General features: G+C 69.6%; 10 protein-coding genes. 3 read left to right on the forward strand and 7 right to left on the reverse strand.

Annotated features, from left to right (window positions below; all coding sequences use genetic code 11):
* Positions 1-31: 31 nt before the first annotated feature.
* Positions 32-1003 (reverse strand): diacylglycerol/lipid kinase family protein, encoded by a 972-nt coding sequence (locus ACIGCK_RS12640; RefSeq protein WP_396666516.1) that lies wholly within the window; start codon positions 1001-1003, stop codon positions 32-34.
* Positions 1004-1152: 149 nt separating this feature from the next.
* Between ACIGCK_RS12640 and ACIGCK_RS12645 the strand changes: the two genes are divergently transcribed.
* On the forward strand, positions 1153-2607 hold the full coding sequence (locus tag ACIGCK_RS12645; protein ID WP_396666518.1) for a DUF6421 family protein: 1455 nt from the start codon (positions 1153-1155) through the stop codon (positions 2605-2607).
* A gap of 45 nt (positions 2608-2652) precedes the next feature.
* A complete protein-coding gene (locus ACIGCK_RS12650) occupies positions 2653-3720 on the forward strand; it encodes a threonine aldolase family protein (protein WP_396666519.1) in 1068 nt (355 codons plus the stop codon).
* An 8-nt stretch (positions 3721-3728) separates the two neighbouring features.
* On the opposite strand, the gene ACIGCK_RS12655 is transcribed toward ACIGCK_RS12650, so the two are convergent.
* The 6 genes from ACIGCK_RS12655 to ACIGCK_RS12680 all read right to left on the reverse strand — a co-directional run bounded on the left by ACIGCK_RS12655 (position 3729) and on the right by ACIGCK_RS12680 (position 10451).
* The gene (locus tag ACIGCK_RS12655; RefSeq protein WP_396666520.1) at positions 3729-6038 is read right to left on the reverse strand and encodes an FdhF/YdeP family oxidoreductase; all 2310 of its coding nucleotides are present in this window, start codon (positions 6036-6038) and stop codon (positions 3729-3731) included.
* A 132-nt stretch (positions 6039-6170) separates the two neighbouring features.
* Positions 6171-7430 (reverse strand): formamidase, encoded by a 1260-nt coding sequence (gene fmdA / locus ACIGCK_RS12660; protein ID WP_396666521.1) that lies wholly within the window; start codon positions 7428-7430, stop codon positions 6171-6173.
* Between the two features lie 35 nt (positions 7431-7465).
* Positions 7466-7756 carry an FmdB family zinc ribbon protein gene (locus ACIGCK_RS12665; RefSeq protein ID WP_396666523.1) on the reverse strand — a complete coding sequence of 97 codons (291 nt, stop codon included), beginning with the start codon at positions 7754-7756 and terminating at the stop codon, positions 7466-7468.
* Between the two features lie 25 nt (positions 7757-7781).
* Positions 7782-8414: an AmiS/UreI family transporter gene (locus ACIGCK_RS12670; RefSeq protein ID WP_396666524.1), complete on the reverse strand. Its 633-nt coding sequence runs from the start codon at positions 8412-8414 to the stop codon at positions 7782-7784.
* A 538-nt stretch (positions 8415-8952) separates the two neighbouring features.
* A complete protein-coding gene (locus ACIGCK_RS12675) occupies positions 8953-9786 on the reverse strand; it encodes a helix-turn-helix domain-containing protein (RefSeq protein ID WP_396666526.1) in 834 nt (277 codons plus the stop codon).
* A gap of 20 nt (positions 9787-9806) precedes the next feature.
* Positions 9807-10451: an NUDIX hydrolase family protein gene (locus ACIGCK_RS12680; protein ID WP_330170472.1), complete on the reverse strand. Its 645-nt coding sequence runs from the start codon at positions 10449-10451 to the stop codon at positions 9807-9809.
* A gap of 110 nt (positions 10452-10561) precedes the next feature.
* Between ACIGCK_RS12680 and ACIGCK_RS12685 the strand changes: the two genes are divergently transcribed.
* Positions 10562-11221, forward strand: coding sequence for an alpha/beta hydrolase (locus ACIGCK_RS12685; RefSeq protein ID WP_396666528.1), 660 nt, complete (start codon positions 10562-10564; stop codon positions 11219-11221).
* Positions 11222-11336 lie beyond the last annotated feature (115 nt).

Here is an 11336-nt window from a genome sequence, read left to right on the forward strand (position 1 = left end):
TCCGGCGCCTCCCGAGCATGACGTCTCCCGCTCAGCGGTAGACCTCGAGCGACCCCGGCAGCATCTCCACGCGCACGGAGAGCCGGGGCCCCTCGCCGCCCGTCCGGGCCGTCGCGACGGTCTCGACCTCGCCGTCGTGCACGAAGGGCGGGATGCCGCGGGCGGCGCCCGCGCGGAGCGCGATCTCGATGCGCGGGGTCAGGATGCGCTCGATGTCGGTGGCGCGCGGCATGAGCCGCAGCGCCCGGAGCACCGACACCGTGCGGCGCCCGAAGGCGAGCGACGCCATCGCCCGCACGCGCGGGCCCCGGGCGTGCACGATCCGCACATCGAGCACGTCATCGTCGACGAGCCAGCGCTGCATCGTCGCGATGCGCTCGGGCGAGTTGCGGCCCACCCCCACGAACACCGACCACACCCGCATCCGCCGCCCGTCGATCTCGACCTCCAGCGGGTCGGCGCGGCGCAGCACCCGCACGGCCGCGACGACGCCGGCGACCCACTTCCCGAGGCGACCGCGCAGCCGGTCGCGCTGCGCGACGAAGTCGGGATAGATGCCGAGGGCGCCCGTGTTGAGCACCGTCATCTCGCCCTCACCCGCGTCGAGGACCGCGACGCCGACCCGCACACCGCGCCCGGCGACGAACGCGTCGAGCGCCGCGTCGGGGGTGTCGATGCCGAGGGCCCGCGCGAAGTGGTTGAAGGTGCCGCCAGGCAGCACGAGCAGGGGCAGCCCGGCATCGCGGGCCGCCTGCGCCGTCGAGGCCACCGACCCGTCGCCGCCGAGGACGCCAAGCACGCGGGGCGGCTCGGCTCCGGCGAGCGCGGCCGCGAGCACGCCGCCGGGGGTGTCGTCGCCGGTGAGCGCGTGGATGCGCGCGGCGGGCAGGCGCTCGCGGATGCCCGGAAGCGGGTCGGCGCGCACGACGGCGGTTCCGGCCGATCGGTTGGTGAGCAAGAGCACGCCCGCACCGTCGGGGGACGTGGGAAGGTCGATGCTCATTGCAGCGACCATACCCTCACGAGACGGAGCCCATGGTGGGCGGGCGGGAATCCACCGCGCGATGTATTCCGGCGGAGGCGGTCGTACGCTGATGCCATCGCGCCCGCCGGCGGGGTGGGCGCCCGAGCCTCGACGAAAAGGAGGTTCCCATGTCCGTCAGCCCGACGCACCCCACCCCCGGTGCCCTGAAGGCGATCGTCGGCGAACCCGAGGTCGTCGAGGACTCCGCGCCGGATGCCGCGGCCGTCGCCCTCGCGGCGGGCGTCGAGCGCTCGGAGAGCTGGCTCGGACTGCGGGAGGCCGTCTCGGCCCTGCAGGGCCTGCAGGCGCCGGACGGGTCGGTACCGGACCCCCGCGATCACGATGTCGCGCGCGCCCACGCGACGCGCATCCGCGCCGCGATCGCCGAGCTCGCTCCCCGGTTCCCGCATGACGCGTCCTATCTCGCGGCATGCGGAGCGGATCTGCGACGCTGGGCCGAGGGGGGCTTCGGGGTGCCCGACTTCCTGGACGCCCTCGTCGCCTTCCACCCCGAGCGGCACCGCATCGACGGGCTCCGCCACCTCGTGGTCTTCCCGATGTACACCCAGAACGGCTCGCGCGAGCGGCTGCTGGAGGCCGTGCTCGTCGAGACGATCTGGCCCGAGGCGATCGCCGCGCTCGAGGCCGGGGACTACGGCAACCGGCTGTTCGTCTCGCTGCGGCTCGTGGACTTCACGGCGGGGTACGACACCGACTCCGCCGTGCTGTTCCCCGAGACGGTGGCTGTGCGCGAGGTGCCGGAGTTCACGTCGGGGGCGATCTTCCAGGACAGGGAGGCCGCCCGGTACCGGCGGGTGGTCGCGGCGGCGGCCGAGGTGACGAAGCTGGCGATGCCGGCCGATGCGCAACGGATGCTGGATGACCAGCACCTCGCCGAGCAGACCTTCGTGATGTGGGACCTCATCCACGACCGCACCCACATGCGGGGCGACCTGCCCTTCGACCCGTTCATGATCAAGCAGCGGATGCCGTACTTCCTCTACTCGCTCGAGGAGCTGCGGTGCGACCTGACGGCGTATCGTGAGTGCGTGGGCATCGAGCGGCGCCTGAGCGCTCACGCGGAGCGCTCGGACCTCGAGGAGAAGACGCGGGAGAAAGCGCGGCTCGTGCAGTACGCCGTCGTGTTCGACCGCATCTTCCGCTTCGCCCTCACGGGGTCCCGCGTGCGCAACTACGACGGGCTCGGCGGCCAGCTGCTGTTCGCGTGGCTGCACCAGCGTGGCGTGCTGCACTGGACGGATACGGCCCTCCGCGTCGACTGGGACGAGGCGCCCGCCGCGGTCGTCGCCCTCGGCGACGCGATCGACGAGCTCTACTGGCGCTCGATCGACCGACCGAAGGTCGCTCACTGGCTCGCGGCGTACGAGCTCATCCGGAGCGTTCTCGCCCCTCATCCGGCGTCGGCGTGGGCCCCGGGCCTGCCGCCCGCGGTGCTCGCAGGCCCGCCGAGGGGCTACACCGACGCCGTGCTCGACGACGAGTTCCCACTGTCGATGTTCTACGAGGCCCTCGAGCACAAGCTGCGCCCCGTGATCGCCTCGACGCGCGGCATCCGGGCCTGAAACCCGCCCCGCGATCCGCGCGCGGCTGCCTCGTAGGCTGTGGGGGTGACCCCCCTCCACGACGGCGCCGTGCGCGGATTCGCCTCCGACAACTACTCCGGCATCCACCCCGAGGTGCTCGCCGCCATCGCCGCGGCCAACGACGGGCACGAGGTCGCCTACGGCGAGGACGCCTACTCCCGGCGGCTGCAGGAGGTGTTGCGGGGGCACTTCGGCGACGACGCCCTGGCGTTCCCCGTCTTCAACGGCACGGGCGCGAACGTCGTCGGGCTGCAGTCGATGCTGCCGCGGTGGGGTGCCGTCGTCACCGCTTCCACGGCGCACATCAACGTCGACGAGGGCGGGGCGCCCGAGCGGGTCGCGGGGATCAAGCTGCTGGCGGTACCGACGGATGACGGGAAGCTCACCCCCGAGCTGATCGATCGCGAGGCGTGGGGGTGGGGCGACGAGCACCGCGCCCAGCCGCTGGTCGTGTCGATCACGCAGTCGACCGAGCTCGGCACGGTCTACACCCCCGCGGAGGTGCGCGCGATCGCCGACCACGCTCACGAGCGGGGCATGCGCCTGCACATGGACGGCGCACGGCTGTCGAACGCCGCGGCATCCCTCGGCGTTCCGCTGCGCGCGCTCACCACCGACGCCGGCGTCGACGTGCTGAGCTACGGCGGCACGAAGAACGGCGCGATGATCGCCGAGGCGATCGTCGTGCTCGACCGGGCGGCGTCGGAGGGGCTGCGCTACCTGCGCAAGCTCGACATGCAGCTGTCGTCGAAGATGCGGTTCGTCTCGGCCCAGCTGCTGGCCCTCATGGAAGGCGACCTGTGGCTGCGCAATGCGACGCACTCGAACACGATGGCGGCGAGACTTCGCGCGGCGGTCGAGGCGGGCACCGCCGACGGCTCGATACGCGGGGTCGTCTTCACCCAGCCGACACAGGCGAACGCGCTCTTCGCGACGCTGCCCCCGGGGGTCGCCGACCGGCTTCGCGAAAGCTTCCGCTTCTACGACTGGGACAGGCGGACGAACGAGGTGCGCTGGGTGTGCTCGTTCGACACCACCGAAGGCGACGTCGACGCCTTCGCCGCGGAGCTCGCCCGCGAGACCACGTCTTAGCACACGAGTCATCCCGGAACGAGACGCTCTGTGTGCGGCTCGATCCTGATCACCACCGACTTCGACACCGGGGTGTTGCTGCCCTCGGCGGTGCTCTCCAGCGGAACCAGAACATTCGCCTCGGGGAAGTAGGCGGCAGCACACCCCGGTGCCGTGGGATATGCGACGGCGCGGAGTCCACGGAGCTCGCGGTCCGCATCGCCGGGGAATTCGCTGAACACATCCACCTGCTGGCCGTCGACCAACCCCAGCGCGCTCAGGTCATCACGGTTGACGAGAATCACGGCGCGACCGTTCTCGATCCCTCGGTAGCGATCATTCAAGCCATAGATCGTGGTGTTGAACTGGTCATGGGACCGGATCGTCTGCAAGAGCAGACGACCAGGCGGACATTCCACGTGTTCGAGTTCATTGACCGTGATCATCGCCTTGCGGGTCGCCGTCGGGAAGGTCCGGGAGTCGCGCGGCCCATGGGCGAGGACGAAACCGCCCGGCTGCCGGACTCGCTGGTTATAGCCCTCGCAGCCTGGTACGACTCGAGCGATGTGTTCCCGGATGGTGTCATAGTCTCGCTCGAATGCCGCCCAGTCGACGGGGATCGTATCGCCGAGAACCTCGCGTGCCAGCCGCGAGACGATGGCGACCTCTGAGAGAAGGCCGGGAGCGATCGGTTCGACTTGGCCGCGTGAGGGACGGACTGCGCAGACGGTGTCCTCGACCGATACGAACTGTTCGCCGCTGTCCTGTCGGTCGATTTCGCTACGCCCCAACGTCGGCAGAATGAGCGCCTCCTCGCCGACGACCGTGTGTGATCGATTGAGCTTGGTCGACACCTGCACCGTCAGCGCCGTGCGGGTCATCGCTTCCTCGGCCGTCGCCGAATCCGAGACCGCAGCAGCCAGGTTGCCGCCCATCGCGAACCAGACCTTGACCCGCCCGTCGCGCATCGCCCGGATCGCCTGCACGCTGTCGCACCCGTGCTCGCGCGGAGGGGAGAAACCGAACTCGGCTTCGAGTGCGTCGAGGAACGCGTCGGGCATCTTCTCCCAGACGCCCATCGTGCGATCACCCTGCACGTTGCTGTGACCGCGGATCGGCGATGCGCCGGCGCCCGGTCTGCCGATGTTGCCGCGCAGCAGCAACAGGTTCATGATCTCCTTGATCGTGGAAACTGCCTTCTTGTGCTGGGTGAGGCCCATCGCCCAGGTGATGATCACGTTGTCCGCGGCCATGTACCTGGCCGCAAGCTCATCGATCTCGGCAGCGGTCAGTCCGGTTGCCTCCAGGACGGCCGACTCATCGAGGTCGTCGAGGTGGCGTTCGAACTCATCGAGCCCTTGACAGTGGCGGTCCAGGAAAGCGCGGTCGAGTACCGTTCCCGGCGCCGCCTTCTCTGCGGCGAAGACACGCCTCGACACCGCCTGCATCAGCGCCATGTCACCGCCGAGGCGGATCTGCAGGTACTGGTCGGCAAGGTGCGTGCCCTTGCCGACGATCCCCCGCACGGTCTGCGGGTTCTTGTAGCGCAGGAGCCCGGCCTCCCGCAGCGGATTGATGGCCACGATCGAGGCGCCGGCTCGCTTGGCATCCTCCAGTGCGGTCAGCATGCGCGGATGATTCGTACCCGGGTTCTGCCCCATGATGATGATCAGGTCGGCCTTCTCGAAGTCGTCGTAGCCGATCGTCGCTTTCCCGACCCCGATCGCCTCCTCCATGGCCAGTCCGCTCGACTCGTGGCACATGTTCGAACAGTCCGGAAGGTTGTTGGTGCCGAAGGCGCGCGCGAACAGCTGGTACACGAATGCGGTCTCGTTCGAGGCGCGTCCGCTGGTGTAGAACGCCGCTTCGTTCGGCGATGACAGGGCGTTCAGCCGATCGGCGATCACCGTGAACGCGGCATCCCAGCTGATCGGCCGATAGTGTGCGTCACCTTTCGCCTTGTAGACCGGCTCAACCAGCCGGCCTTGCTGACCCAGCCAGTACTCGCTCTCGGCACGCAGCTGAAGAATCGAATGCGATGCCCAGAACTGGGTCGGCACGGCGAGCGGCGTCGCCTCCCAGGTGACCGCTTTGGCGCCGTTCTCGCAGAATTCAGCGACCTTGCGGTGGTCGGGATCCGGCCACGCGCAGCTCATGCAGTCGAAGCCATCCTTCTGGTTCATCTTGGTGAGGAGCTTGACCGTCCGTCCCACGCCCATGCCGGTGAGCGCCGGAACGACCGAGTGGGTGACACCAGGGATGCCCGCCGCCCATTTCATCGGAGCGGTCACGCGGATGCGGTCGCCGGTGTCCTCGCCACCTCGTGTCGTGCCTGCCATGTTGTCCGTCCTCCCCCGCCTACGAACACCAGAGTTTCGCTTCCGCGAGCGGCGCGTCAGCCGAAGAGTGACGCGCCGCTCGCGTGCGCGGTGGTGACAGGAGCGCTCCCCGTGCGCGCCTGTCGGTGTGTGTCAGGTTCTGTTCGCCGAGCGCGGGGCCCCGATCCCCGGGTCGATCTGCGTCGGTCCCGCGGACGAGGGCCGAACGTCGAAGTCGAAGATCGAGGTCGGCAGGTACACCGTCGAGCACGAGTTGGGAATATCCACCACGCCCGAGAGCCTGCCTTCGATGGGTGCGGCGCCCAGGAGCAGATAGGCCTGTTCGGGGCTGTATCCGAACTTCGTGAGGTAGTCGATCGCGTGCAGGCACGCGCGCTGGTAAGACAGGTGAGAGTCGAGGTACCGCTGCTCGCCGTCCAGGGTCACCGAGGTCCCCGAGAATGCGAGCCATTCGCTGAACCGCGGGTCGACGTTGCCGGGCATGAAGATGGCGTTCTCCTGCACCCCGTAGGTATCCATTCCTCCCCGGATGATGTCGACTCGCAGGTCGATGAACCCGCCCATCTCGATTGCGCCACAGAAGGTGATCTCCCCGTCGCCCTGCGAGAAGTGGAGGTCGCCGAGAGACAGGTTCGCGCCATCGACGAACACCGGGTAGAAGATCCGCGTGCCCTTGGACAGGTTCTTGATGTCTTGGTTGCCGCCGTTCTCGCGCGGCGGCGCGGTACGGGCAGCCTCACCGGCGACGCGATCGAAGTCGGATGCGGGCACTCCACCGAGTACCGCTTCTCGGGGTTCCGGAGGCAGCGCCAGCGGAGGCACGCGGTCCGGGTCGGTGGCGATCAGGTCCCGCTCACGCTTGTTCCACTTCGCAAGCAGCTCGGCGGAGGGCGCGGTTCCCATGAGCCCTGGGTGGATGAGTCCGGTGAAAGAGACGCCCGGGATGTGCCGCGAGGTCGCCGTCTGACCGGAGAAGTCCCAGATCGCCTTGTACGCGTCGGGGAACTGATCGACCAGGAAGCCCCCACCGTTGTTCCGGGAGAAGATCCCCGTGTATCCCCACCCCTGTCCCGCGAGCGGGCCGGAATCCTCCTGCGGGATGGGGCCGACGTCGAGGATGTCGACGACGAGCAGGTCGCCCGGTTTCGCGCCCTCCACGGCGAACGGTCCGCTCAACTTGTGCACGGTCAGCAGCGGAGCATTGAGGATGTCGTCCGCTGAGTCGTCGTTGACGATGGCGCCGTCGAACCACTCTCGGCAGTCGACGCGGAACGAGTCCCCCGGCTTGACCGTGGCCACCGGCGGGATCTCCGGATGCCACCTGTTGTGGCCGATTTTCTCCTGGTCCTCGAACTTCTTCGTCGAGTCCAGCGGGAAGATGACGTCAGGCATTGCTTTCTCCTTGTCTGGTGATCCGCCGGGGTCGCCTACGGCCTCGGAAGCTTGCGATGCAGCGGGTTGGAGGTGTATCCACCTCCCGAACGACGGGGGGCGCCGGGGAGACCGCCGCGGACCACCTCCGGCTCGTGCGCGCTGCGCGCGCTGCGGTCGATGAGACCGTATGCGGAGCTGCCTGCGGCGCTCAGGTGCGGTGCACTCGGAAGCCGCACCGCAGGCTGCGCGCACTGCGGGCACACGGCGTTCGCCGGGACGTCGGCCATGCTGTGTCGCTCTTCGAAGACGTCGCCCTCACGACAGCGAAAGGTGTACGTGGGCATGTGGCTCCTTCATCCGGGAGATGATCTATCTGGTCGCGTCGCCCGCGCGGACACTGTCGGCGTCTGCGCTGGATCTGCTCCGCCCGAGGATGAGCGCGACGATCAGGGCGAGCACGCCGAGCGCTGCCACCACGCCCCCGAGGAGCGCGTCGGTCTGGAAGTAGCCCGAGAGAATGAACAATGCCGGAATGGTGCCCGTGAGGAACGACACGAAGATCGTGAACCACCCGGTGGCCTTCTGGATGTCCGATCTGCCGAGTGCGAGGAGGAGGAAGAACATGAACCACAGCACGGCCCAGACCAGCCAGATGGCGCCGAAGACCGGGTCTCCGACCGCTACGAACTGCAGGATCCCCACGACGACCGCGACGATCACGACGAACAGCGAGAACCATCCCAGTCCTTCTCCGCTCACGCCTGTCCATTGGATGATCCCGACGTACAGATAGGTGAACCCGAAGAGATAGAGGCCGAAGGCACCGAAGACGACGGCGGGATTACCGGCCCCCTGCAGCAGGATCAGCGTCGGGAAGACCACCTGCATGCCGCCCACGAAGAAGTTCAGGATCGCCGCAGACCTGCCGGGAATGACCCCGATGAGCATGAGCCCGTTGATGAACAGCACGGCGCCGACATAGAGAAGTCCGACGTTCGCCATGGGCTCCACCTCGCGATCGAGAGCACATCAGCGACGACGAAAACGCAGCAGCAGACGCCCATCGTGCGCGCACGCTGCGTACGGTCAGCCCCAGACCAATTCGTTCGACTCTGAACAGCTCGGCAATGGATTTTCACGTTATGGGGCCGTTGGTGCCCAAGCTAGTGGGCGCCCGAGTGCGCGTCAATAGACCGAGGTGGCGGCCGGAGAACCGAGCTGTAGTGCCCAGCCAGGTTGTTTGAGATCCGGCTAGCGCGAAGCCGGTGCCAGCCGGCCGGACGTCGACAAGCGTGCGCCGTCAGCGAAGGGCGCCGGCGCTGGCGAGGGCGAGGCGCACGAGGGCGCCGCGTGGAAGGCGCTGAGGCCCGGCATGGGGAAGTACTCCGCGACAGTGAAGGGCGTGGGCGGGCTGCGGGACGGCGCGCGGCTGTCGAGACGGGCACCGCCGACGGCTCGACCGGCTGCGCGAGAGCTTCCGCTTCTACGACTGGGACAGGCGGACGAACGAGGTGCGCTGGGTGTGCTCGTTCGACGGCGTTCAGCCCGCGCGGGGCCGCCCCGTCAGCACGCTCGAGAGCGTCGGCCGCCAGTGTCTCGAGACGTACTCGACGGCCTCGTCCACGCCGAGCGAGCGGGTGGAGTTGCCCACGCGCACCCACAGGTCGGTGGAGCCGCCGTCCCTGGACTGCACGAGGAAGACGGGCTTCGGCGAGGGCGGGCAGTTGACGGCGCAGACGACGGTGCCGTCAACTGCGGCGAACTGGATGTGCGGGAGCGTCGCGGCGTTTCGCCCGAGCAGGGTGGAGAGCAGGTCGCGCAGCCACAGCTCGAACCGGTCGTGGTCGGGAGTGCGCAGCGTCGCGAGATCGCGCTCGAGCCCGACCGGCTGGCCGGCATCGTCCGCCCCGATCACGAGAACTCCGCCGCGCGAGTTGAGGAACGCCGCGATCGTCTTGGCGATCGCGAGCTCCATACGCGGGTCCTTCTTGTCCTCGCGCACGTTCCAGCGCGCGGTCTCCTTGAACTCGACGACGTCGGACTCGCCCGCCGCGATCACGGCGGAGACGTCGACATCGCCGTGCGCGGGGCGCACCGCGGCCGCGATCGCGGCGGTGGCGAACGCGATCGCGACGGTCGAACCGAGGGTGACCAGGATCGTCGTCGGCATCCACAGGCGCTGCCCGTACAGCAGCCATCCGGAGAGGAACAGCCCCACGCTCACGCCCAGCAGCGCCACGATCGTCATGGTCGTCAGGCTCAGCCGCAGGCGGCGCCCGAAGATGCGCCGCATCGCCCACGCGACGAGGTACGACACCGCGAGAACGATCGGCAGCGCGACCGCGAAGTCCACCAGGAGGGGGCTCTGCGCCATCCTCATCACCTCCGCCGCGGTCAGCGAAGGGCGCCGACGCTGGCGAGGGCGAGGCGCACGAGGGTGCCGCGACCGCCCTCCATCTCCCCCGCGAGCGTGTCGGAGCAGGCCTCCTCGGGCGACATCCACGTGACCTCGAGGGCGTCCTGCCGCGGCTCGCACGTGCCGGTCACGGGCACGACGAAGGCGAGCGAGACGGCGTGCTGCCGGTCGTCGTGGAAGGCGCCGAGGCCCGGCATGGGGAAGTACTCCGCGACCGTGAAAGGCGTGGGCTGCGGGGGCAGCAGGGGGAAGGCCATCGGCCCGAGGTCGTTCTCGAGGTGACGGAACAGCGCGTCCCGCACCGTCTCGCCGTACCGCACGCGGCCGCTCACGATCGTGCGGGTGATCTCACCCACGGGCGTCGCGCGCAGCAGGATCCCGACCTCGGTCACGGCGCCCACCCCGTCGGTGCGGACGGGTACGGCCTCGACGTAGAGCATCGGCATCCGCCGCCGGGCCTCGGCCAGCTCGACGTCGCTCAGCCAGCCGGGGTTGCTCGCGCTGTCCGCGGCCGGTGAGCCGAAGCCCGCGCCCATGCCGCCGAGCGGGTCGCGCGGCGTGCCGGGACGGTCGTTCTCGTCGTCGCGCTCGTTCGGATCGGGGTCGGGGGTGCGGACCGGCATGCCTCCTGTATACCGCAGGGCGGGCCCCGATCCGGGTGCGGTGATCGGCTCGCCCGCGATCGCCGACGCGACGCGCCGGGTTGTCGGCGGGGTTTGCGAGGATGAGGGGCATGCCGCCGGAAATCCCCCTCCCCCTCGATGCCGACGCCGTGCTGTGGTCCTCGACCGATCCCGCCGCGCCGGTGCTCGTGCTGCTGCACGGATACGGATCCGACGAGAACGACCTCTTCGGGCTCGTGCCGCATCTGCCCGACGGGTACCGCGTCGCCGCCGTGCGGGCGCCGCTGAGCCCGCCCTGGCCAGCCCCCGGCCACTCGTGGTACCCCATCGAGGGCCTCGGCGGACGCGACCCGGAGGGGATCACCCGCGGCGCGGCCGCCTTCCTCGCGTGGCTCGACGCGCACGTGGATGCCGGGGCATCCGTGGGCCTGCTCGGCTTCTCCCAGGGGGCCGCCGTCTCCCTCCAGGCGATGCGACTCCGGCCCGAGCGCTTCGCCTTCGTCGTCGCGCTCTCGGGTTACGCGGCGCCGGGCGCGCTGCCCGGCGACGAGGCGCTCGCAGAGCGGCGTCCGCCCGTCTTCTGGGGCCGCGGCACCCACGACGACGTCATCCCGGAGGCGCTCATCGTGCACACGACGGACTGGCTCCCGGGTCACAGCGAGCTCTCGGGGCGCGTGTACACCGGTTTGACCCACAGCGTCTCGGAGCAGGAGCTCGCCGACGTGCACGCGTTCCTCGTCGCGCAGCGGCCCGCCGAGCCCGCGGGTTAGCGGGTTCCCCCTCCTCCCGCGCTCCCCGCTACGCCCCGGTCCACCGCTCACCTGTCACATCCGGCTCCTCGGGGGGCCGGCGGGGAGCCGTTCTCGACGGGCGAGCGGGGGGTCA

The organism is Microbacterium sp. NPDC078428, from assembly GCF_044542535.1.
Taxonomy (GTDB): domain Bacteria; phylum Actinomycetota; class Actinomycetes; order Actinomycetales; family Microbacteriaceae; genus Microbacterium; species Microbacterium limosum.